The following is a 24,676-nucleotide window of genomic DNA, read 5'->3' on the forward strand; positions in this document are numbered from 1 at the left end:
TTTTCACTCCAATATGCTAGAATACACTTTATTTAATTGAGCCTCTCATAACTCCACTAATGATCCATTTTTGAGCAAAGACATACACTAAAATCATCGGAGCAAGAGCCATTAAATAGGATGCGAATGCTAAATTATAATCCGTACTAAATTGCGATTGGAAAATGTACTGTACAAGTGGCAATGTCGCCATGCCTTGGTCACTTAAAAGCACGAGCGGGAGCATAAAGTCATTCCACGCACCAAGACAAGTAATAATAGCTACTGTTGCATTCATCGGAGCCAATAACGGGAAGATGACCTTCCAGAATACGCCCCATGTACTTGCACCATCCATAATGGCTGCTTCTTCTAATTCAACCGGTATGGACTTTATATACCCGATATAGATAAATACATTGAATGATAAATTAAATACAACATATAAAACAATTAAACCAACTAAATTATCCATTCCCCAGGCACTTGTTTGTTTAACTAACGGGAGCATAATAATGGGAAACGGGATGAACATGGCACTAAGAAAATAAAAGTACAATGTTTTATAAAACTTCTTATGCAGATTTCTTGCAATGGCGTAAGCAACTAAGGAGTTGGTTAGAACCGTAAAAATCACCACAAAGAATGTAATAAAAAAACTATTCTTAAAGGCATTGAAAAAATTCGTCATTTCAATGGCTTGTTTAAAGTTATCAAATGACCAGGACTTCGGAAGTACAAGTAAATTCCCTGCCATTTCTGGAGGTGTTTTAAAAGCAATCGTAATCGCTAAATATATTGGGAAAAGAATAAAAAGTGAACCTAAAATTAAGAGAACGGTAATTATCCAGTTTGTTTTCTTGCGAGTCATTAGTTGGCCGCCTCTCTTCTATTTAAAATTTTGAGTTGAATAATAGAAATGATGACAATCACGACAAAGTACACGACAGCATTGGCAGACTGATAGGCGAATTGGCCACCTTCAAATCCTCCGCGATAAATCAGCAAAGATATCGATTCAGTTGATTTACCAGGTCCTCCTCCTGTCATAGCGACAATTTGGTCAAATACCATTAAATAGTTTTTCATCGATAACACCATATTGATCGTAAAGAAAGGAGCAATCATTGGAAATGTAATCTTCCAAAACTTCGTCCAGATACCTGCTCCATCAATACTCGCTGCTTCATATAAGTCCTCTGAAATCGTGACCAGCCCAGCTAAATAAAGAAGGGTATTAAAGGCTACACCCTGCCAAACGGCAACAATGACGATTCCAATCCAGGCTAAATCCGGATCACCAAGAATATTTTTAGATAGTAATTCTGAACCCAGTACTGTTCCGATTTGTGGTAGGAAATGAGCAAAAATGAAGTTGAAAATGAAACCAATGATCAGAATACTTAAGATATAGGGTAAGAAATAGATAGCCCTGAGCGTCTTTCGAAATTTAATCTTAGAGTTAAGGCCAATAGCAATGAGTAAACTAATAATATTTACAACAATCGTAGTAACAATGGCGAATTGAAAGGTAAAAATATAGGCTGCTCCTGCACGGCTGTCCTTAAAGACATTCAGGTAGTTCTTTACCCCAACAAAATTCCAACTCCCATACCCTTTCCAATCGGTAAAGCTATAAAAAATTCCTTGCAAAGCAGGGTACGTATGGAAAATAAAGAAAAGAGCAAGAGCAGGCAAGGCAATAGCCATGAATACATGGTTTTTCTTCATATGATGACATCTCCTTTTTTAGAAGATGAGAATGACTCAAAAAGGGTTTGCTCCTTTTTTATGGGCCATCCTCATAATCTAGGAATCAACGACTCTCCACTTTTTCCCATTCTTTATCCATTTTCTTCAGGAAGATAGCTTTATCTTGTTTAATTAAGAATTCCTGAACGAGGTTTTCCGCACCCATTCCCGCCGGATAGTAATGATCAGGGTAACTCGTAATTGTACCTGATTCAAAGTTTCCTTTTATCCCTTCAAAAACAGGATCTTCTTGGTAAACGTTCGCAATAGCTGAGAAAGCCTTCTGCTCATTAATGTATTTTTGAGAGATTTCTTCTTTCATCATGAATTCAATAAATTTCATTGCTTCGTCCTTATGTTTCGATTCCTTATTCATCGTCAGTAAGACATCAACACCAGAAACCAATTTATTCTGTGCTGGATCATTATTGACAGGCATTGGGAAAACACCAAGCTCGATATTCGGATTCGCTTTTAAGATTTCAGGGATCGCCCAGTTACCCTGGATATACAAGACTGCCTCCCCTTTTGAAAATGCATTATTTCCGTCCCCGTAAGCAACACCCATATTATCTTTGTGACCATATGAGATAAGCTTCAACATTTTATCAGCAACCTCATCATAGCTTTTGACAAATGAGGTTTCGCCTGCATTTTTCTTTTCAGCAAAGTCTTCGCCCGCAATGTTAGCACCTAGAGAGTTCCAACTAATCATTCCAGTCCATGCATCTTTTAATGTGAAATAAATAGGTGTCTCTCCGGTTGCTTTTACCTTTTCAAGTAATTCAATAAATTCATCCCAAGTAGTTGGAACTTCAAGCCCAAGCTCAGCAAATTTTTGTTTATTATAAATAACAGTGTTTGCATTGGTTGCATATGGAAGACCATATACTCCTTCTACTTCTGGTCCAACCAAACGGTCTATCATATCAATATATGAAGGTTGTACAGTTTTAACTAGCTCTGAGTCAGTGAAATCACTTAAAACTTCAGCACGCGCCAACTCACCATATGTGGCATTACCAGCAATAGACATTAAATCTGGTAAATCATTTTTAGTTAGACGCGTTTTTAATACCGTTTCAGCTTCTGGCGGTGAATTAAATTCTATTTTAATATCAGGATTTTCTGCCTCGAATTCTTTTATAAGTTCTTTATATGTATCAATACTCTCTGATTTATTCGAAAAAAGCTCTAGCTTAACACCATCACTTGAATCAGAAGATGAACAGCCAGTTAGAATGAAAGTTCCTAAAGCGATTGTTGCGATACTTGTAGTTATTTTTTTATACATAAAATTCCCTCCAAATATGAGATTGATAATTTTCACTCTACGTAAACGTTTACGTAAAAGAGTAAAAAGAAAAGTTTAACGCTTTTCTCTTACTGTCTCCCTTTCCAAAATTTCATGTGGTAAAATCCGATTCTCAACAAAAATATTTCCAGATTCAAGCATTTCAAAAAGCATACTTGCTGCTGTCTTCCCCATTTTTATCAATGGTTGTCCAACAGTGGTTAGCGGTGGAATAGCCATTTCTGCAATACTTAAATTATCATACCCAATTATCGATACATCGTCAGGAATCTTTATCCCATGTTGATACGCAAAAGACAATGCTCCAAAGGCTATTTCATCACTAGCCGCAAAGATAGCGGATATTTCAGGTGATTGCTTCATAAGCTTTTCCATACCATCTAATCCATCTTGAAAGCCGAATCCCTTACTATAGATAATATTATCCTCTGTAAAAGCGATACCCGAATCTTTTAGAGCCATTTTAAATCCCATTATTCGTGGCTTACCAGCAATTAGGTCATCTTTGCTACCGCTAATCATCCCTATCTTATTATGCCCTTTATTAAGTAGGTATTTGGTTGCTGAATAAGCAGCATGCTGATCATTCACTTTTACATAAGGTACTGGGTAAGCATATGATTCTGTAGATAAGAGTACCATGGGAATGCCCATTTTTCTTATATAATTGTAATACTCTTCTTTTAAGATGGCGCTTACAAAAATTATGCCATCAATTCTTTTTTCATTTAATAACTGAAGGTACTTCATCGTTTTCTCACCATCAGCCTCTGTATGACAAACAATTACACTTGAGCCAAGTTCATGGGCCATCGTTTCAATACCATTTAAGAAGTCTGTTACCAACATACTTGATAATTCAGGGAATAGCACCCCAATTGTATGTGTCTTATTATTGATTAAACCTCTTGCTACAGCATTTGGTTCGTACCCCAGTTCTTCAATAACATGTTGAACCTTCTTTTTCGTTTTTTCCGAAAAACCAGGTTGGTTATTAAGAACTCTAGAAACAGTTGCGATAGAAACCCCTGCTTTTTTTGCGACATCTTTGATGGTATACGCCATACTCCCACCTACTTTGTAAAATAAAATCAAGTAACGAAAACGTTTACGTGATTATAATACCATCTTTTGAAAGCCTTTTCAATATAATCATATAAATATATTACCCATCACCCGATTGCAAGTTTATCATGACAAGGTAGCTATCAAAACATCGCAAATTTGATCATCCTTCATGTACTCAAACAACTCCTCAAAAGGTTTCCTCTCGCGTTTATAATCTATTTCCTTCATTTAATGCTCTTCTATCCCATTCTTTCTATCACTTCTAGGACACATCATCGAACAAGTAGTTTTAAAAAAAATCCTATAATATAACTCTCTTCCTACCTCAATCAAAGAAAGAAGAGTAAATTCATTGTTACTTCTATGTATACAACTAGTATCCAAACTATTTGGGCTCATCCGATTAAACATGATATGATAACAAAATAAAACTTAGCGGAGGTTTCTATGAAAAAAAGTTGTTAAGGTAGTTGCAGCAATCATTGAGAACGATCAAAATGAAATTCTTTGCGCTTAAAGATCTCCTGAGATGTCCATATCAATAGTCATGGCAGCTCCCAAGTATTCTTTATTTGTAAGATTTCATACTAAAAAGTGGAACAATAGTAAACTATACTTAATTTCCCCTACAAAAAAACAGCCGACTCCAAAAGTCAGCTGCCTCTATCTCATTCTTCTTTCTTCTTTTTCTTCACTTGGAAATTATATTCTCCCTTTTCTTCTACTACTTTAAAGCCACTACCTGGTTCAAATAATAATGTCCTGCTTTTTTCAATCAGGTTGCGTTCTTGCAAAGTAGTCTGAAGTTGAGCTGCTCTGCCACGGCGTTTTTCAATTTGTTCGCTTGTTAGGAAAATAGAAAGGCTATGTCCATATGTTAATTGTAAAGTAGTTTCTTTTTTAGAAATCTCCTTTACATCAATAATTTTTGAGTTAACGACCCAGATTTTCTTTTTACTATTTGATAGGTGGAAAGGAGCTAAAATAATCCCTTGGTGGACATTTAACTCAACTGGCAGAAAGTATTTATCGCCAAGAATCGAACGCGCCCCTACTATGGCACCAGCTAAATTTCGAGCATAATAGTTAAACGATTCTTCGAGGACATCTTGAATGGGCTTTTTAACAAAGATAAATCTTTTTCCTTCGATTACTCGTGTATGTTCATTTCCTTGCTCGTCATATTCAGAGAACAAGCATACTGTCTTTTTGTTTATAATATAAAATTGTTTCAATAACATCACTAACACTCCTTATTTAGGTAATTGATGATCCGTACATTTTTTTGTGCCGATTTTCGTTTACCGTTATGTTCGTTCACTAACAATACATCTCATCCATATTTTCTTAACAATAAATGCCTTCTTTCCATGCACTTTTCTAACGACCTCTTCTTTACTAATGAAATAAAAAGAGTATACTAGACGATAAGACAGAATTTATTTCTGCTCGAAATGCCCATGGACAATATCTTCCAGGATCCTTGTTCATGGGTTCTTTCCGATGTTTTTCTATTTTTACATGGTTCTCACCTCCCTTAAGCATAGTGACAGTTTCGCAGTTTTTTCATATTGCATTATTCATCAACCAGAAAAAAATCTGATATTTCTTCTTCCAAGTTCACAATCACTGGTTAAATAAATATTTTCTTTAAAGGCAGAGATTTAAAGATCAAGACTTTTCTCCTAAAATATATCTTGACCCCTCCCTCAATTAGGTATCTTTACCTATTATTATATTAAATTCATTTTTTGTAAAATTATCTCAAATTATAAACAACTAAATTTTAATTTGATTATTAATTATTTTATTTTTTTGTTCTCTAACTCTTGACATTTTTCCAATTTTAATATAAATTATTAATTTTCTGTATTCAATTCTTGATTTTTTTATAGAATGTATCGTTTTTTTCAACTAATTCTCTATATATTTTTACTTTAAATCCCAAAATTATTAATGATTTGTAAAATTTTTCTTTTTTTCACGAAAACTTCTTTTTTACTAATCCCACAAAAAAAGCTTGCAGAGAATGTCGAAGTTTGACCACTCTGCAAGATTTTTTATTTTCACATAAGCATTTTAGCTGACGTCATTTAAGTCAGTTTAGTTCCTAAGAAGTTAAACGTAAAACAAGAATTCCCACAACAGTTACGATAAGTCCAGTTATTTCACGTTTACTTAAGTTTTCTTTCAAATAAAAATGTGCATACAATATGACGAGCGCAACGCTCATGGCACTAATAGCGGAAACAATCCCGGTCACCCCATAACGAAATGCCGGAAGAAGAAACATCATGCCTGCTATATTGGAAATCCCAACAATCATTCCCCAGCCTAATGTTCTTTTCAAAGTCCAAGGAAGTATATTGTTCTGTTGCCTTGGCTTACTCAGTTCTTCCACGTTCTGATTATTTTCCTCAACAGTGGATTTCTTAACATGACTCTTCCTATAGGAAACGATCCAGGAAACACCAAATAATACCGTACCTGTTGCATACATCATGGTTAATGCAGGAAGCGTCTCTGCACCAGCAATGGTTGACTGTTTAACAGATACATCCGAGAATCCGAAGAAAAGCATAGTTAAAATTCCCCATTGTATACCTCTTAATTGATTAAGCTTTAAATCTTGTGAATATTTAATAAGAAGGAGACCAAGTAATACAATAAAGAACGCAGTTAATTGCCAAGTAGAAAGAACCTCTCCCCACAATATGTAGGCAACTATCACGACTACAAGCGGTGGCAATCCTGAAAATAAAGCAATAATAGAAGCCTTCCCGACTGCATATCCTTTATACATTGAAGCGTTTGCAATAAATGAAAACAATCCTATTAACACTCCATACCATGCACCGTTTGACCAAGGCTGTTGAACGATCACATTACTAATTAAAGCAATCAAAGTACCAGATATGTAGACGCCTAAAAGTAATAGATTACGATCAATCGGTCTTTGTGACGTCCATTGATAAAGAATTCCCCTAATGCCGAAGCAGATAGCCGCAGCTACTGCGAAAAAAAACCACATGCTGTTCTCCCCCAATTCTCTCTAACCGTGCTACTCGCCTTCCCCCTTCTGTTAGTAAAATAATAACGGCTAATTGAAGAAACTTTTTCGTTCCTCCTTACAATCAATCAGTACTCCCCATCTATTTCCATTCAACCATAAGGGAACAGAATTATTCTGTCAATTTAATTAGTCAATACACCGAAAAACACCGTAAGACAAGGGATCCAAGCTACCATTGAAGCGAATTCCTTTAACGCTCTAAAAATTTAGAATTCAATCTAGCAATCTAGAAACCTAGTTAAAAACTTTTTTCTCCGATGCTACTTTTTCCGTTTTAACACTTATAAAGAAAGTGAAAGGAGGTGAGCAACTTGGCAAACGAAATTCTTGAAGCTGTAACGATCCGCTTAGAGTTTGAAACAGGCTTGGACGAAGAAGGTATGCCAATTGTAAAGCGTAAATCATTTTCCAATGTAAAAACAGATGCTACGTCAGATAATATTTTAACAGCAGCTGAAGCGATCGCAGGATTACAGATGCACCTTCTCTCAAAAGTCGCTCAAATTGGGACAACTGTTCTATCTCATTAATATTCTTAGGAAAGAAAGGGGTGAAGAAAATGGCAAAAACACTGGAATTGTTGTTTCTAACAGAGGGAGGTAAATCAGCGAGCCTTTCCGTCGCTGATCCAATTGAACCGGTTGACATTGAAAAAGTGAAATCGGCTATGAATGAGGTTATAGCAAGCAATGTGTTCACAACAGCATCCGGATCATTCATTAGTGCGAAAGGGGCAAGAGTTGTCGAGCGTAATGTGAATGAGTATGAAGTGAATTAATTAAATGAGGAGAATATCTCTTAAGGGCCAGACTTCGCACTCTAAATCAGTATGTAGTGTATCTTACACTTTTTTTATACTGAATTTAGTTGTTGCAGGGGTCTGATCCATTTCTTTTGTATTACCCGCTCTTTATACAATCTACATCATCATTGGGTATCTAATGATGATGTAGATTGCAAGCATCACAGAACCGAACGTGAAAGTCTCCCTTCATTCAGCTCTTTTTATCCATTTGTCGGGCGTATCCATATTTGCCAATGATAAAACTTTTTTGGGGCAACGGCTTAGCCTATCATCATATTCTTATTTATTTCAACACATCAAATGGATGCAAGTGGAAAAGTTCTAGGCGAAAATAGTCCCAGCATGTTTTCATGACCTTTTGTAAAGTTTGCGTGGAATGACCTAGCACACGGATCACGATTCCCCTATTTTGCAAACGACTTGCCCCACCATATCCATCGAACGCTTCACTGTCCTTAAGAATCGCATTTTGTATATGTTGCAGGTGTTCTATCTTAATGTGATCAGATAGTATCCACAACGTACTGATATGGGTAAAATCCCCCAAAATGCCATTTTCTTTTAAATTCGATTCAGGTATAAGACGAATCGAATCCCACACTTGTAATTGCTCATCCCAGTACACCTCAAAACTTGATTGGAAGCATTGATATTCAAAGATCTCATTTCTGCCAACTCTACCGGCTGTAATAATCTCCCCTATAATCGCTTGCGCTCCTTCAGTCATATAAATGGACATTTTCCCGTCATAATTCGATCCTTTAAAAGGAATCATCGGTTCCGGTATATATTCAAACTTGCTGTTTTTCCCCAATTGAAAAACCTGATTCTGCCGGCATTCCTCTTTCGTTAAAGACGGGTGTATCTCTGTTGCGGACGCATCGGTTAAAAATAAATGTGCGCCTTCCTTTAACAGGCAAGAAATTTCTTGCCGGTCTCCATTAAATAATCCAGGAGAGCTCGAGGCTAAATAAACGATACTTTCACCGTCTTCTCCTGAAAAATTCACTACCTTTAAGGGGGGACGGCGAGAAGAATCGGTTAGATAATTTTTTTCTCCCACCACGCTAATGGTGCCTTTCCATTCTCCTGTCATTCCCACACCGCAGATTTTCCTCCTCGCCCACAATATTCTTTCACTATCCAGTTTGCAATCTCTAACACGCCTATACCTTTTTTCACATTCGTAAAAAAGGTCCATTTTTCATTTCGTTGTTTTTGACAATCCAGTTCCATTGAATGCAAATCTACACCAACATAAGGAGCCAAATCAATTTTATTGACAATTAAGAGATCTGATTGCTTAATCCCGGGTCCACCCTTTCTTGGAATATCCTCCCCTTGGGCCACATCAATGATATAAAGGAAACCATCCGCCAATTCCTGACTAAACGCTGCAGCAAGGTTGTCGCCACCGCTTTCTATAAAAATCAAGTCAAGCTTGTCGATTTTCTTCGTTAGTTCTTCTGCCGCTTCAAGATTCATCGAAATGTCTTCCCGAATGGCCGTATGAGGACACCCACCCGTTTCGACTCCGATTATATGATGCTCAGGGAGCACTCCACTCTTTTTCAAAAACTCGCCATCTTCTTTCGTATAAATATCATTGGTAATGACACCGACTTGATAGCTTTCTTTTAAAACAGACGCCAATGCCTGAACAAGAGCTGTTTTTCCCGAACCAACAGGTCCTCCAATCCCAATTCGCATCGGTCGATCCCCTTCAAACTCTTGATAATTCCAATTAAAATCATGGTGATGGCCCATTTTTTTCACTCCTCTATTTTGAAAGTATGAAAGACATGGAGACGGGTTTTGCAACTATCTAATTTAGCCCTCTACTTAGCAGGTATACTTCTTTTATTATAGAAAGCCCCCAAATGTCCGGGTCCACACCGCCACCATCTTGATTAGGCGAATGTAGCGTGCTACAGGATTGATTCATCATGATAAATAGCGGCGTTTTAACACCATACAGGTTTTGTATGTCGAACAAAAGCAGATCATTTTTCACGACATAAATAACCTTGAGTATAGTGTTTCATGCCGCATTGCTTCGATTTCTTGAATAATAGAATTATTGAATAAATCATCTTCATCTGGAGATGACTGGATAATTTTCTCTGCTTCTTCTACTAAAAAAGGATACAGTTTTTGCAAAATCATTTGTGCGCCAGTCTGACCAATCACAGTAAGCCTTATGGAGCTTTGTAATAAATTATTGACACTTACATAAAGATGTGTGAACACCGATAATTCAGCTTGAACCTCTAGATAAGCAGTGATCCAGCCATGTACAATCGCAGCATTTCCATAACAAAGCTGGCTGTCAATCCAGCGAGCGTACTGTTTGAGCCCCGATTGTGGATATAAAGTTTGAACAATCGTTAAATAACGTTTTCCTATCTTGATTCCACCGTTTCGCGATTCCGATGACATTTTACTTACTGTTAATTTCCGATCTAACCGTTGAATATATTTCTCGGTGTATGCTGATTTTCCTTGATTAAGGATTTCTTTTTGAATTGCTTGATATATCAGGTAAACCACAACTCCTTCTGTAGGGGCAAGACTCCCAGATACATAGGACTTTAACCAGCTATAAAGTTCAATGGGCTTGTCTATTTTTTTTTCTTGAAAAGCTGTTTCTAAACCGAATGAATGGGAAAATGCCCCAGTTGGAAAAGCCGAATCAACAAGTTGAAAAAGAAAAAAGCCATTTTCCATCATCAGACCCCTAAAATAAGAAATAGCGTTGACCCATTGGAACACGATCAACAGGGGGATTATGTACTGGCACTCCATCGAGGTATACGACGAATGTTTCCGGATCGATTACAATGTTCGGTGTCTCATTATTTAGAATCATATCTTTCTTGCCAATCGTACGGGTATTACGGATTGCAACTACTTTTTTTTCAAGACCTAGTGACTGTGCAACATTTCGATCAATCGCAGCCTGGGACATAAATGTAACCGAGATGCTTTTTGGCGCTTTCCCAAAAGAGCCGAACATCGGGCGATACGTTATCGGTTGGACTTCTGCAATCGATCCATTGCCGCTTCCGATGATGCTAGTCACAATACATCCTCCTTTTACTACTGTATCTGGTTTGACTCCAAAAAATTCAGGTTTCCATAGGACAAGATCCGCCATTTTCCCCACTTCAATGGAGCCAACGACATGCGAAATACCATGCGTAATCGCGGGGTTTATCGCATACTTTGCCACATACCGTTTGACCCGAAAATTGTCGTTGTCACCCTGTTCTTCCTTTAAAGGACCACGCTTCGCTTTCATAATGGATGCTGTTTGCCATGTTCTCAAAATCATCTCACCCATATGTCCCATCGCCATAGAATCCGATCCCATAATACTTAACACGCCAAGATCATGAAGAATTCCTTCTGCTCCCTGCGTTTCTGGTCGAATTCTCGCTTCTGCCATCGCAACTTGGGTGGGATCTTTCCTATTTAAATGATGGGCTTCAAAGACCATATCCAAATTGGATGCGGAAGTATTAATGGTGAATGGTCGAGTCGGCGTTGTCGATCCTGGCATCACATAACTTTCTTTGGCAATTTCCATAATATCGGGTGCATGTCCTCCACCAGCCCCTTCCGTATGGTAGGTGTGAATGGCCCTTCCGTTGATCGCCTTAATGGTACTTTCAACATGCCCCGATTCGTTTAATGAATCGGTATGGATGGACACTTGAACATCGTAATAATCGGCTACCTTCAGACAACTATCAATCACGGCTGGCGTAGCTCCCCAATCTTCATGAATTTTGAATCCAGCCGCACCATTTAAAATCTGTTCCTCTAAAGGCTTAAGCGACCATGCGCTTCCCTTTCCCCATATCCCAACGTTAACTGGAAATGCTTCATACGCTTCTAACATTCTCTGAATATTCCATTTTCCTGGGGTAATATTGGTCGCCTTTGTCCCAGTCGCAGAGCCTGTTCCGCCCCCAAGCAGCGTTGTGACTCCACTTTGTAAAGCTATTAAGACAATCTCAGGCGATACTTGGTGAACATGAGAGTCAACTCCTCCAGCTGTCACAATCAATCCCTCACCTGCAATGACTTCTGTTGATGCCCCAACAATCATATTCGGAGCAACTCCATCCATGTAATCTGGATTTCCGCCTTTACCAATTCCGTGAATGTGCCCATTTTTTATCCCAATGTCCGCCTTAATAATGCCCCAGTAATCTACAATAAGAGCATTGGTGATGATAAGATCAAGGGATTCCTTCCTTGTTGCACGAGCAGACATCCCCATTCCACTACGGATCGTTTGTCCCATGCCAAATCTTAATTCCTCACCATACACGGTATAATCCCTTTCCACTTCAATCACAAGATTCGTATCAGCTAAACGAACTTTATCCCCCACAGTCGGACCATATTTATTGGCATAATTTTTCTTTGGAATGCTTTTCTCGCTTACAGTTGGGGAAGCTATACTTTTAACAGGCCCATTTATATATCCTCTAAAACCATAAACTTCCTTACTCCCGCCAATTTCTACAAGCTCAACCACTCTTATTTCTCCCGGCGGAAATTGCACCGCTTCTCCAGCCGCAATATTCAATCGCATCCCTTTGGCAAGATCTCTATTAAATTCCAATCCCGGATCCGTCTCGTAGAAATGATAATGCGAACCGACAAAGATTGGACGATCTCCTCGGTTTACCACTTCCATCATCCGAGTCTCTCTTCCTACATTAATAGGGACAGATCCCTTTTTCAGGAAGAATTCACCTGGTTTCAATACACATTCCTCCTCTCCGTTATGATAAAGTGAAACTTCAATCAGTAGGGGTTTTCCCACTGATTGTTAGTTGAACCAATCGGGCTTTTACGGGCCCCCATCTACACTTCTTCGATTCCTCTAAGCTTTAAGGTGGGGGTCTTACTGCCCGTTAATGCGGGATAAATCGTTCTTCATCAGGGTTGAATAGGGTCATGAATAACAACCAGTTGTGTCCCATCTGGGAAAGTGGCCTCTACATTGATCTGTTTAACCATGAAAGCAACACCTTCCATTACATCTTCTTCTCTTAGAATTTTACTGCCAGCCTCTTCTATTTCAGGAACCGTTTTATCACCCCTTCTGGCCATTTCCATCATTTCATAAGTAATCAACGCCACTGCTTCTGGATAGTTCAGTTTCAAACCTTCAGCCCTTCTTTTTTTTGCCAAATTCGCAGCAACTACAATGAGCAACCCATCCTTCTCACGTTCTGTAAGGTACATCTTGTCCCTCCTCACACTCTAACAATTAGCTATACAATCACTTACTTAGTATCCGAACTCTGCATGAAGATTAGGATTTTGTAAAATAAGCCCTTTTTTCAAATGTATGATACCGTTTATTTAAAAATGTATGTAATCATAGATATGCATTTATGGTCCGAATTAATCTAGAATAAATAACATCAATAAACAAGGTTTTTATTAACCAAAAAGCCCTACAAGATCACGTATAATCTTGCAGGGCTAAAGTCATTAGTTTTCTACCACTTCTTTACGGCTTTCTTGAATAACTTCGATGAGATTTCATAAAAGATTGGGACAACAATTATTGTTAATAACGTCGAATTTGTAAAACGATAACTGTAAACAACAAGGTCTTTAGAGATTAATCCGCCTGATCCGCAGCAACTGATTAAAGGTAAGGTTTTCAGATATTAATTTTAACAAAAATCAGAATTTAATCTTCCAATCAAGAATCCCGTATAAAAACTTTCCCCCAATGCTACTTTTTCCGTTTTAACACTTATAAAGAAAGTGAAAGGAGGTGAGCAACTTGGCAAACGAAATTCTTGAAGCTGTAACGATCCGCTTAGAGTTTGAAACAGGCTTGGACGAAGAAGGTATGCCAATTGTAAAGCGTAAATCATTTTCCAATGTAAAAACAGATGCTGCGCCAGATCATATTTTAGCAGCAGCTGAAGCGATTGCAGGGCTACAAATTCACCCTCTCTCAAAAGTCGCTCAAATTGGGACAACTGTTCTATCTCATTAATTCTCTAAGAAAAGAAAGGGGTGAAGAAAATGGCAAAAACACTGGAATTGTTGTTTCTAACCGAAGGCGGTAAATCAGCGACACTTTCTGTTGCTGACCCATTTGAACCGATTGACATTGAAAAAGTGAAAACGGCTATGGATGACATCATTGCGAGCAATGTGTTCACAACAGCGTCTGGATTATTCATTAGTGCGAAAGGGGCAAGAGTTGTCGAGCGCAATGTGAATGAGTATGAAATGAATTAATTAAAAGAGGCTGAGGCTGTCCTATACTTAGGACAGCCTCAGCCTCTTTATGCGATCTACATAATCATTTGGGTATTTTATTTTTCGATTGACAACAAGACGATCTGTCCCCATGCTTTCCAAAAACTAAAAGATTTTCCCAGGGTTTAGTATTCCTTGTGGATCAAACAGTTGCTTTAGTTTTTTCATCATGTCATATGCTTGTCCATGTTCAAGTTGTTGGTATTTTCTTTTCCCAATTCCAACTCCGTGTTCACCTGTACATGTTCCACCTACGGCAATCGCTCTTTTTGCTAATGCTTCGTTCGTTGACTCAGCTAGCTCTCGCTGCCCTTCGATAGTAGGATGGAATAGTACAAGTGTATGAAAATTGCCATCACCAATATGTCCCCACACGCCGCCTTTTAAACCAGTTTCATTAATCAACTGTCTAGCATATGTTAACAATTCTGGTAAGCGAGAAACTGGCACACATACATCCGCCCCTACTTCATCAATTCCTTCCTCCTGTAGGAATGAAAATGAAAGTTCCTTTCGGGCACGCCAAATTTCTTGCATTTCAACTGGATTACTTGAAACTTCCCAATGATTGCAGCCAAGGTCCTGTAATAGAGAATGAACGATGTCCACCTCTTGATGAACCGTACGCTCAGCTCCAGCAAACTCCAAGAAAAGGGAATGTTCCTCAGGAAAATCGTAGCCGTTTTCGCGGTTGATGACGATCATGCTTTCCTTATCAATGAATTCCATCCGCAAAATAGAAACACCTTTTAATAAAATGTTCTGTGCTGCTTTTGCACAGCTTTCAATCGAGTTCAATGTACACCTCGCCATTACCGTACATTCAGGAAGACCATACAATTTCAACGTGACTTCAGTAAAAATCCCTAATGTGCCTTCTGAACCGACAAAAAGATTCGTTACAAGATAGCCTGATGAAGATTTCTTTGCCTTTGTTCCCGTATGCATCACCGTACCATCTGCTAACACGACTTCTACATCAAGAATTTGGTCTTTCATCGCACCGTAGCGCACACCCGTTGTTCCGCTCGCATTCGTCGCAATCATGCCACCAATTGATGCATCTAATGCTGGATCAATTGGAAAGAAAAGACCGTATTCTTTTAAATACTCATTCAGTTCAACTCGAGTGATCCCTGGCTGAACCGTTACCGTCATATCTTCAGGAGAAAAATCAAGAATTCGATTCATCTTAGCAAAGTTTAGGGAAATGCCTTTTTTAACTGGAATCGCTGCTCCTTCTAAGCCAGTGCCGATTCCAAAAGGTGTAATAGGAACATTGTTGATTCGAGCAATTTCTAAAACAGCTTCAACATCCTCACGACAAGTCGGAAAGCATACAACATCCGGCAACACTGAGTCATGTGGTGATTCATCTCGACTATGGCGAAATAATTCATGTTCTTCCTGACTTACATGATCTTGTCCTAGTTTGTCAATCAATTGTTGGATATACACTCAACATTCCTCCGTTCTACTTTCATAGCCTTGCTCCCTATTAATAGATTAGATGGGCAATGAGTACAATAATCGGCAGCGAAATAGCTGTTCGTAGCATAAAAATTACAAGTAAATGCCAAAATTTAATCGGAATTTTCGACGTAAGTAGAAGTGTTCCCATTTCCGTCATATAAATGATCTGAATTAAGGACAACGCTCCAATCACAAAACGAGTAATTTCCGCATCAATGCTAGATGCCAAAATCGCTGGAATGAACATATCAATAAATCCGATAATCGTAGCTGGTGCGGCAGCAGATGCCTCTGGAAGCTGCATAAGCTCAAGTATTGGCACCATTGGTTTTGAAATAATTTGAAAAACAGGTGTATATTCTGCAATGATTAAAGCAGTTGTCCCGATTGCCATCACTTGCGGCATTAAAGCAAACGCTATACCAAGAAAAATATCTCTCCCTTGCTTTAGCTGATCAGTAAACGACCCAGATTTCTTCGCTTGGTTTACGGCTTGTATAAGCGCCCAACGAACTTTTGAGACATGTTCTGGAGCTTCTTCTTGGTATGAATTTTCCACATAATATGTGTTCGGTATCTTTGTAATAGGGGGAATCCTTGGAATAATGATTGCACTAACTAAACCTGCAATCACAATTGTTAAATAAAAGATCGGAAATCGATAACCAACGCCGAGCATCTCAGCAATCACTAAACAAAATGGAAGAGAAACAGTCGAGAAACATGTCACAATCGCAGCTGCTTCTCGTCCAGTATATGTACCGTTTTCAAATTGCTCTCTTGTAATCACAACACCAACATTCACATTGCCAATCCATGAAGCTAATAAATCAATCGCCGAACGTCCTGGTAACGTGAAGAGAGGTCTAATAACTTTTCTACTAAGCGTTCCGACAAACTCCATAATCCCAAAATTAATTAAATAAGGCATGAGAAAAGCTGCGATGCAAAACCAAACAATAAGCTTTGTCAACAAACCAAACGTCACTTGTCCAGTAATGTCGGAGTAAACAAGAGACCATCCTGTATGAAAATACGCCATATAGGCATAAATACAGCCAACGGTTCTTGTAATGGTCCACCCGATGGACACATCAAATAACGACTGTAATGTCTGTGAATTACGAATAAAAGCTGGCTTAAATACAGCAGATAAAATGGTCAACAGTGTTGAAATCGTAATAATCGTTACGACTACAATTGGAAGCCACGCTGATAACAAATTGATGAAATATTCTGTAATAATACCTAATGGGATATTAAATGTATCTTCTGTTACGATCGGGAAAAGAAAAATAAATGCTCCAAATAATGAAGGTAAAATAAATTTCATTATGCCCCTTTTATCTAATTGATCAGTACTTTCTTCTTCTATCAAATATGGTTCCTTCAAGCTCAAGGGAACCCCCTCCTCATTCATGATGTTATCTGTTCTATTACACTACATTGTAAGTTTCATATTTTTACAATGTTAGGAGAGGAGATTTTCGTTATTCTTCAAATCTCCTCTCCTTGCTTCTCCTATAGTTCGCTTAATGCTTCATCGAGCATTCGAATCCCGTCATCGATTTGTTCTTTGGTCACATTCAAAGGAGGGAGCATTCGAATCACCTCACCCGAATTTCCACAAAGATAGAAGAGAACTCCTTTATCTAAGCAGCTGTTTAATACGTTCATGACCAATTCCCCATCCGGCTCACCAGTTTCTCGATTTTGCAGTTCAATACCAATCATCAAACCGACACCGCGAATGTCCTTCACTACATCATATTTTTCCTTTAAACTTTCTAAACGAGATAGAGCGTATTGACCCATTTCCTTCGTATTTTCTAATAATCTTTCTTCCTTCATAATTGAAAGGGAAGCAAGTGCCGCTGAACAAGCAATCGGATTTCCACCAAAGGTTGTCCCATGGGAACCTAGCGGCCACTGTAACATTAGTTCTTTAGAGGCGACAGTCGCGCTTAACGGCAATCCAGCGGCAATTCCTTTTGCTATCGCCATAATATCTGGTGTGACATCAAACGTTTGAGCAGCAAACCATTCACCTGTACGCCCGAAACCAGTTTGTACTTCATCAAAAATCAGTAAAATACCATAACGATCACAAATTTCACGTACTTTCTTTACCCATGCTTTTGGCGGGATAACATAACCACCTTCACCCATCACCGGCTCTAAAATCATGCAAGCAACCTCTTCAGGATCCACCTGATGGCTAAATAATGATTTCACATCTTTCTCAAGCTTCTCTGGGAAGAAAATTTCAGGATCCTTACCTTCTGGCAAATATTCTGGAAGCGCGTATGGAAGTTGATAAGCCAACATCGACGGCTGCTGGTATTTGCGATATTTACTTTTGGATGTTGTCACACTTAAAGCTCCCATCGAACGACCATGGAAGTTTCCAGTAAATGATAGAACGTATGGGCGCTTTGTGACATGTTTTGCTAGTTTTAAAGCCCCTTCAATCGCTTCTGTCCCACTATTTGCGAAGAAAAAGTTGTCTAAATCTCCAGGTAGAATTCCTTGAAGCTCCTCAGCTAATTTTAAAATCGATTCATAGATAATGACACCAGATGGGCCGTGAACTAAATGATCTGCACTTTCTTTAATCGCAGCAACTACCTTCGGATGGCGATGACCAACGTTTTCTACTGCAATACCAGATGTGAAATCTAAATATCGCTTGCCATCCGCGCCGTAGTAATAGCTCCCTTCAGCTTTTACTACTGGTAAATTTGGGTGATCCTTCGCCATACTTGGCGCAAGATAATTCCCAATTGAGTCAACTAAACGTTTCCAACTATAATCTGTCTTTTCCATTCTTATAGAACTCCTTTTTAATAAGAAAATTGTATTCCTCTGCTAAATCATCATTTATTTTTACACAATTACGACATTTGCAATAACATGCAATACTTTGCATGAATATTAAACATTATATAAGAAAACAAATGATGTTGGAAGAGTTTTTTTATTCGAAATATTTATTTTTATTATTTCCCTTTAAATAACATAAAGACCACCTTAGATAACAAGTCAGTTCGATATATTTTCTTTTATTTTAAAATAATAATTCCATTGAAAAAGAGTCGACTATGGTGTTAGCAAAAACAAAAAAACGTTCCTTTGGTTCATTCTGTCAATTTAATTGTAAATAGACATAGGCTTAAAGCTACTAATGAAGCGGATACCTTAAAGGGCTCTAAAAATTTGACATTCAATCTGGTCATCTAGAATCTCGTTATTAATTTTTCCCCGTTGCTACTTTTTTTGTTTTATCACTTATAAAGATAGTGAAAGATGGGAGCAACTTGGCAAACGAAATGCTTGAAGCTTTAACGATCCGCTTAGAGTATGAAACTGGCTTGGACGAAGAAGGCATGCCGATTGTAAAGCGTAAATCATTTTCCAATGTAAAAACAGTTGCTACGCCAGATCATATTTTATCAGCAGCTGAAGCGATCGCACGGCTACAAATGCACCCTCTATCAAAAGTCGCTCAAATTGGGACAACTTTTCTATCACATTAATTTTCTAAGGAAAGAAAGGGGTGAAGAAAATGGCAAAAACACTGGAATTATTATTTCTAACCGAGGGCGGTAAATCAGCTACACTTTCCGTTGCTGACCCAATTGAACCAGTTGACGTAGAAATTGTGAAAACAGCTATGGATGACTTCATTGCGAGCAATGTATTCACAACAGCGTCCGGATCATTCATTAGCACGAAAGGTGCAAGAGTTGTCGAACGCAATGTGAATGAATTTGAAGTGAATGAATTAAATGAGACCGAAGCTGTCCTATAAGTAGGACAACCTCGGTCTCTTAATACGATCTTATATATGACTCTAATCTAATTTGGATCTCATGATTCGTTTTTTTTCTTAAACTTTTCGTGTTATTTCTAAAAGCTTTTAAAAAAATTATAAAAAAGTAAAACATTTAGAAATCAATAAAACCCAATTAAATCATTTTAACTGTAAAGGACTCATCGAATGATTGAGTGGTCGCATTTCATAATCGTTATCATGATAATACTTCAACAAACGTTCCAAATGGTCAAGGGTCGAAGGTTTCTCATGCAATAATACAAGAAGTGGTTCCTTGCCTGTCAGCTGCGCCATTTTCTGTTGCACTTTTTGGACATATTCGCCATTTCTTAATTTCCAATCCAAAGAGTCGATATTCCAATCCCAAAGTAAAAATTTTTCCTGATCTGCCGCCGCTTTAAATGGGGGTGTAATATATGGTTTAGAACCATATGGGGCCCGAACTAATTTTGTTTCAACACCAGTCAATTCCCACACACAACCAATCGCCTGCTTCATCTCGGAAACAAAACTTTCTGGGGAATGATACACTTTTGATACATCATGTGTAACTCCATGTACCCCCACGGCATGTCCCTCTCGAACCATTGCTTTGACAGCTTCTGGATGTTTTCTCATATTTGGTTCCAACATGAAAAAGGTTGCCTTTGCATCGTATTTTTTTAAAAGATTTAAAATGTCTAATGAAACTGGATGTGGGCCATCGTCAAAAGTTAAATAAACAACTTTTCCAGTTTTCAACTTATCATTTTCATTCAATGTACTGTTAGCAGGAATTTTTTTGGCATTCTGCTGATCGGCTGCCGAATCTTGTTTCAAGTCATTAGTCTGATCTTCCTGAACTGACTCTTCATCCATCGGCTTGGAGTCATTAGATTTTTGTACTTCATCTTCTTTCACCGGCTTCTTCTTCTGTACTTCTTTTGCCTCATCTATATCGTGGTGACTTTCACGCTTTTTGCTATTATGAATGATTTTATGTTCAGAAATATTGCTCTCTCCAACAACAATAGCTTGCGAAATGTTTTTTCCGGCTTCAGCGGCCCATTCATCGATTCCATCTATAATGAAATAGAATAATAGCAAAACGAATAGAATTAGGAATCCAACTGATATTTTCCCCAAACGATTTAATTTATGCCGTCCCTTTGGCGCTACTTTCACTTAATATCATCCTCTCTATCTATCTATCTAACTATCTATCTCTAATCGTCACCTAAATACGTGATTCATTTCTCTATAACCTTCCTATATCTTTCATAAACGCCTCACAGTCAGAGTTAATTTCCTATAGATCACCAATATGCGTTTTTTTATAAAATAATTTCACTAATTATTAGTTTGATCACGGGTTATTTGCATGGCTGTTTTTAAAGGAATAGGTATGCACTTAATCATGTGGAAGATGCTCTATTTGTCTATTGCATCATACTTGTTACAAATATTATTAATCATCTATTTTGAGAGGAAGAATTGCTTTCAATTATTTATCAAATCGAAAAGGGCAATGAGGGGGCGGGAAAAACATAGCTCACAATAAATTAATTATGTCCAAAGCTCATTACACCCAGGGCTCTAAAGACTGAAAAGATTCCTATATAAGTAAACGTTAAATAATGTTGGCAATTGGAATATAGGCGATTGTTAAAGCGAAAACATTTTGCCGGTGAGCCATTTGTTTTAATTATCATTAATCTTGCTTTCTGGAATGTTATTTTTTTATTTCACGAAAGATTTAAAAGGTTGTTTATTTGGTACATTGTAGGAATAATGATTGACATAATGGAGTTTAAATTGTGATTAAAAGAAAGACATAGTGTTCATATATAAGGAGCATTGCTAACATTCATTCATATTGGAAGTAACTTTATATGAAGTTGAAGAATAAGTATTCGTGTATAAGGTCTCAGCTAAACAAAAAGCCCTACAAGATAATATTTCTTGTAGGGCTAAAACCTTTAGTTCTCTTCTATTTCTTTACGGTTTTTCTTGAATAGCTTAGATAAGATTTCATAAACGATTGGTACAACAATTAATGTTAATAATGTCGAACTTGTTAAACCACCGATTACGGTAATTGCAAGACCTTTGGAGATTAAACCGCCACCACCGCCTGAACTAACTGCTAATGGAATTAATGCACCAATCGTAGCGATTGCTGTCATTAGGATTGGGCGTAGACGTGTTGCTCCAGCTTCTAGAATCGCTTCACGCATATTCATACCATCACGTTCCATATGAATGATCCGGTCCACTAGGACGATCGCGTTCGTTACGACGATACCGATTAACATTAATAGACCCATCATAACAGAGACAGAGATCGTTTCACGACCGATTAATAAACCAACAAATGAACCTATTACCGCAAATGGTAATGAGAATAGAATCGCAAATGGCGCGACACCTTCACGGAATGTGACAACAAGGATGAAGTAGACAATGGCAACTGCTGCAGCCATGGCTACACCAAGTTGTGTAAATGTTTCGGTCATGTCTGCCGTTACACCAGCAACGTCCATAGTAACACCTTTAGGTACATCTAATTGATCAATCTCTTTATCTACTTTAGATGTTACTTTGGAAATATCATCGCCAATGATTTTTCCTGATACGGTTGCGTAGTATTCACCTTTACTACGTGCAAGTGTATTTAAAGTTGTACCTTTCTTAACCGTTACAAGCTCAGAAAGTGGCATTGTATTGCCTTGTGCTGTCGGTACTGGTGTTGCTAGAAGATCATCGATTGATTTTGGTTGTGCAGCTTGTTCCTGCTGAACGATAACATCTAATGTATCCCCATTTTTTTCAACCGTTGTTAACACATCTTGTGTTTTTGCTGGGCTTAACATCATGACGAGTTGCCCCGTTGTTAAACCATACTGCAGTAATTCATCTTGCGCTACTTTGAAAGTATATTCAACATACGCGTCTTCAGCACTTGAAGAAACATCTTTTAAACCTTCCGTTTTCTTCATAACGCCTTCTACTTGTTTTACCGTTTCATTTAGTTTATCAAGATTTTCACTATAGAATGAGTAGCTTACTTCATTTGTCGATCCCGACATAGATGAGAAGTTCTGGCTCTTCCATTCGCCTGTTTGACCAATATTGGTCACATATTTTTCAATTTCTGTGCGAACCTCTGGGAAGTCATCCATTTCCGGGTCAAAGATTAGGTACATTAACCCGCCTCCTGATCCGCCACCCATCATCGCTGACATCGCATCGCCGCTCTCCGTTACAGAAACTTGAACAATATCAATATCATCACGTTTCAGTAACTTCTCTTCGACAACTTGAATGTTTGCTAAAGTATCTGCCTTAAGCTCGCCTGCTTTAGGTGTGTACGTTAAGTACATGACTTTATCCTCTTCACTACCCATAAAGCTAAAGCCGATTAATGGCGTTAACGCCAAACTACCTGCTAAAAGAACAATAGCAATTAGCGAAGTAATCACTTTATGATTAAGAGTTCGATTAAGGACTCCTTTGTACCATTTCGCTAATTTTCCAACCTCTTTATGGCTGCTTTCTGTTTTCTCACCATACAGCTTCTTCTTAAATAAGAAGTGGGATAAGGCAGGAACGATTGTAATCGCAACAATTAACGAAGCAAATAGCGCAAACGCCATTGTTAATGCGAACGGCATGAACAGCTCACCGACCATACCACCAACGAAAATAAGTGGCGCGAATACTGCAACCGTTACTAATGTAGATGACATGATTGGTTTGAACATTTCAATTGTTGCTTCACGTACAAGTGCACGACCTGTTAATTTCTCTTCTTTTAAATGTAAACGACGATAAATATTTTCTACAACTACGATGGAATCATCAATGACTCGACCGATGGCAACCGTAATTGCACCAAGCGTCATGATATTTAGTGTAATATCCATCCAGTTTAGGATCATTAAAGCCATAAAAATTGAAACTGGAATCGATACAATCGAAATAATCGTCGATTTAAAATCACGTAGGAATAGCAAGATAATTAAAACGGCAATTAAGCCACCAAATACCGCTTTTTCAATCATCGTTGAAACGGATTGTTCAATTGGCTTACCTTGGTCAAGTGTGACATCGATCGTCAGACCATCGAACTTTTTCTTTTCTTCTTTCACTAACTTCTTCACACTGTTCACAACATCAACTGTGTTCGCTTGTTGCCCTTTAACAATTTGAATCGCAATAGCCTCTTTACCATTTGTCCGTGAAACAGATTCTACTTTACCAATTACATCAATTGTAGCGATGTCTTTAAGTTTTACAAATGGTAACGGTTGTGCAGCAGATGGTGTTACCGGAATAAGCATATTCTTTAATTCATCAGCTGTCATGAACTTGCCGTCGATTGCTACCGCTTGTTCGCCTTCTTTAAACTCATAAAGCCCTAATGAAACAGCCATGTTACTCGCTTGAATCATTTGCTTAACTTGATCTTCCGTTAAGCCATATTCAGCCATTTTTTCTTTGTTATACGTAAGGTCTACTTCTTCAATATGCTGACCAGTAATCGTTGCAGACGCAACACCATCGATTTTCTCGATTTTTGGCAGTAAGCTTTCCTCTACTGTTGACGTTAATTCAACAATATCCTCTTTTGAACTACTTACACTTAGGGCAACAACTGGCATCATATTCATGCTTATAGCTGTAGTTGTCGGCTCTTGTGCACCTTCTGGTAATTTCACTGCGTCTAACGCAGATTGTAAGGCACGTTTCGCCTCATCCATATCCACACCGTATTCGTATTCCACTTGAATACTCGCCATGTTAGAATAGGAATTTGAATAAACGGATTTCACGTTCTCAAGGTTTTCTACTGCTTTCTCTATTGGCATGGATACGTCTTCCATTACTTTCTCTGGCGTTGCTCCAGGATATACGTCCATGACCATTAAGTATGGAATCGATATGTTTGGAATCGTCTCCATATTCATTCTTGTACCTGAATAAATACCAGATACTGTAACAATAATAGTAAGCAGCCATACTGCAAGTTTATTCTTCAAGACAAAGTTGACTAACCCTTTCACTTAAACACCCACCTTTAATTGACTT

22 protein-coding genes are annotated in these 24,676 nt (G+C 38.1%); 6 read left to right on the forward strand and 16 right to left on the reverse strand.

The features are described 5' to 3' along the window. Nucleotides 1-28: 28 nt before the first annotated feature. From V179_RS0116035 to V179_RS0116060, 6 genes are all read right to left on the reverse strand, one after another. A complete protein-coding gene (locus V179_RS0116035) occupies nt 29-850 on the reverse strand; it encodes a carbohydrate ABC transporter permease (RefSeq protein WP_028392381.1) in 822 nt (273 codons plus the stop codon). Beyond that, nucleotides 850-1,710, reverse strand: coding sequence for a carbohydrate ABC transporter permease (locus V179_RS0116040; RefSeq protein WP_028392382.1), 861 nt, complete (start codon nt 1,708-1,710; stop codon nt 850-852). The genes V179_RS0116035 and V179_RS0116040 overlap by 1 nt, the downstream gene beginning before the upstream one ends. Before the next feature lie 85 nt (nt 1,711-1,795). Beyond that, nucleotides 1,796-3,025, reverse strand: coding sequence for an ABC transporter substrate-binding protein (locus V179_RS0116045; RefSeq protein WP_028392383.1), 1,230 nt, complete (start codon nt 3,023-3,025; stop codon nt 1,796-1,798). A 75-nt stretch (nt 3,026-3,100) separates the two neighbouring features. Beyond that, on the reverse strand, nt 3,101-4,111 hold the full coding sequence (locus V179_RS0116050; RefSeq protein ID WP_028392384.1) for a LacI family DNA-binding transcriptional regulator: 1,011 nt from the start codon (nt 4,109-4,111) through the stop codon (nt 3,101-3,103). Between the two features lie 671 nt (nt 4,112-4,782). Beyond that, nucleotides 4,783-5,355 (reverse strand): competence protein ComK, encoded by a 573-nt coding sequence (locus V179_RS0116055; RefSeq protein ID WP_028392385.1) that lies wholly within the window; start codon nt 5,353-5,355, stop codon nt 4,783-4,785. Between the two features lie 869 nt (nt 5,356-6,224). Further along, a complete protein-coding gene (locus tag V179_RS0116060; protein WP_028392386.1) occupies nt 6,225-7,145 on the reverse strand; it encodes an EamA family transporter in 921 nt (306 codons plus the stop codon). Nucleotides 7,146-7,498: 353 nt separating this feature from the next. Between V179_RS0116060 and V179_RS0116065 the strand changes: the two genes are divergently transcribed. Together V179_RS0116065 and V179_RS0116070 are read left to right on the forward strand one after the other, a co-directional pair. Further along, nucleotides 7,499-7,717 carry a DUF1659 domain-containing protein gene (locus V179_RS0116065; RefSeq protein ID WP_028392387.1) on the forward strand — a complete coding sequence of 73 codons (219 nt, stop codon included), beginning with the start codon at nt 7,499-7,501 and terminating at the stop codon, nt 7,715-7,717. A gap of 29 nt (nt 7,718-7,746) precedes the next feature. Beyond that, on the forward strand, nt 7,747-7,965 hold the full coding sequence (locus tag V179_RS0116070) for a DUF2922 domain-containing protein (RefSeq protein ID WP_028392388.1): 219 nt from the start codon (nt 7,747-7,749) through the stop codon (nt 7,963-7,965). Nucleotides 7,966-8,275: 310 nt separating this feature from the next. On the opposite strand, the gene V179_RS0116075 is transcribed toward V179_RS0116070, so the two are convergent. The 5 genes from V179_RS0116075 to V179_RS0116100 form a co-directional block, all read right to left on the reverse strand. Next, nucleotides 8,276-9,088, reverse strand: coding sequence for an urease accessory protein UreD (locus tag V179_RS0116075; protein ID WP_235179122.1), 813 nt, complete (start codon nt 9,086-9,088; stop codon nt 8,276-8,278). Further along, nucleotides 9,085-9,759, reverse strand: a complete 675-nt coding sequence (ureG, locus tag V179_RS0116080; protein ID WP_034301257.1) for an urease accessory protein UreG — start codon at nt 9,757-9,759, stop codon at nt 9,085-9,087. The genes V179_RS0116075 and ureG overlap by 4 nt, the downstream gene beginning before the upstream one ends. A 243-nt stretch (nt 9,760-10,002) precedes the next feature. Next, entirely contained in the window at nt 10,003-10,719 is a 717-nt protein-coding gene (locus V179_RS0116090) for an urease accessory protein UreF (RefSeq protein WP_028392392.1), read from the reverse strand. A gap of 10 nt (nt 10,720-10,729) precedes the next feature. After that, complete coding sequence (gene ureC, locus V179_RS0116095) at nt 10,730-12,772, reverse strand: urease subunit alpha (protein ID WP_028392393.1); 2,043 nt, start codon at nt 12,770-12,772, stop codon at nt 10,730-10,732. 176 nt (nt 12,773-12,948) lie between these two features. Then, nucleotides 12,949-13,257 (reverse strand): urease subunit gamma, encoded by a 309-nt coding sequence (locus tag V179_RS0116100; RefSeq protein WP_028392394.1) that lies wholly within the window; start codon nt 13,255-13,257, stop codon nt 12,949-12,951. Nucleotides 13,258-13,810: 553 nt separating this feature from the next. Between V179_RS0116100 and V179_RS0116105 the strand changes: the two genes are divergently transcribed. Further along, on the forward strand, nt 13,811-14,029 hold the full coding sequence (locus tag V179_RS0116105; RefSeq protein ID WP_028392395.1) for a DUF1659 domain-containing protein: 219 nt from the start codon (nt 13,811-13,813) through the stop codon (nt 14,027-14,029). Nucleotides 14,030-14,058: 29 nt separating this feature from the next. Further along, a complete protein-coding gene (locus V179_RS0116110; RefSeq protein WP_028392396.1) occupies nt 14,059-14,277 on the forward strand; it encodes a DUF2922 domain-containing protein in 219 nt (72 codons plus the stop codon). Between the two features lie 126 nt (nt 14,278-14,403). On the opposite strand, the gene V179_RS0116115 is transcribed toward V179_RS0116110, so the two are convergent. The 3 genes from V179_RS0116115 to V179_RS0116125 form a co-directional block, all read right to left on the reverse strand. After that, entirely contained in the window at nt 14,404-15,756 is a 1,353-nt protein-coding gene (locus V179_RS0116115; RefSeq protein ID WP_028392397.1) for an FAD-binding oxidoreductase, read from the reverse strand. A 40-nt stretch (nt 15,757-15,796) separates the two neighbouring features. Continuing rightward, nucleotides 15,797-17,170, reverse strand: a complete 1,374-nt coding sequence (locus tag V179_RS0116120; RefSeq protein WP_235179053.1) for a YjiH family protein — start codon at nt 17,168-17,170, stop codon at nt 15,797-15,799. 122 nt (nt 17,171-17,292) lie between these two features. Then, entirely contained in the window at nt 17,293-18,597 is a 1,305-nt protein-coding gene (locus V179_RS0116125) for an aspartate aminotransferase family protein (RefSeq protein WP_028392399.1), read from the reverse strand. A gap of 491 nt (nt 18,598-19,088) precedes the next feature. Between V179_RS0116125 and V179_RS0116130 the strand changes: the two genes are divergently transcribed. Both V179_RS0116130 and V179_RS0116135 read left to right on the forward strand, forming a co-directional pair. Further along, complete coding sequence (locus V179_RS0116130) at nt 19,089-19,307, forward strand: DUF1659 domain-containing protein (RefSeq protein ID WP_028392400.1); 219 nt, start codon at nt 19,089-19,091, stop codon at nt 19,305-19,307. 29 nt (nt 19,308-19,336) lie between these two features. Next, entirely contained in the window at nt 19,337-19,582 is a 246-nt protein-coding gene (locus tag V179_RS0116135) for a DUF2922 domain-containing protein (protein ID WP_028392401.1), read from the forward strand. 162 nt (nt 19,583-19,744) lie between these two features. Here V179_RS0116135 and V179_RS0116140 read toward each other — a convergent pair whose 3' ends face one another. Together V179_RS0116140 and V179_RS0116145 are read right to left on the reverse strand one after the other, a co-directional pair. Next, nucleotides 19,745-20,770: a polysaccharide deacetylase family protein gene (locus V179_RS0116140; RefSeq protein WP_028392402.1), complete on the reverse strand. Its 1,026-nt coding sequence runs from the start codon at nt 20,768-20,770 to the stop codon at nt 19,745-19,747. Between the two features lie 794 nt (nt 20,771-21,564). Then, entirely contained in the window at nt 21,565-24,651 is a 3,087-nt protein-coding gene (locus V179_RS0116145; RefSeq protein ID WP_028392403.1) for an efflux RND transporter permease subunit, read from the reverse strand. Between the last annotated feature and the right edge of the window lie 25 nt (nt 24,652-24,676).

Source organism: Bacillus cihuensis (genome assembly GCF_000504145.1).
Classification (GTDB): domain Bacteria; phylum Bacillota; class Bacilli; order Bacillales; family DSM-1321; genus Peribacillus; species Peribacillus huizhouensis.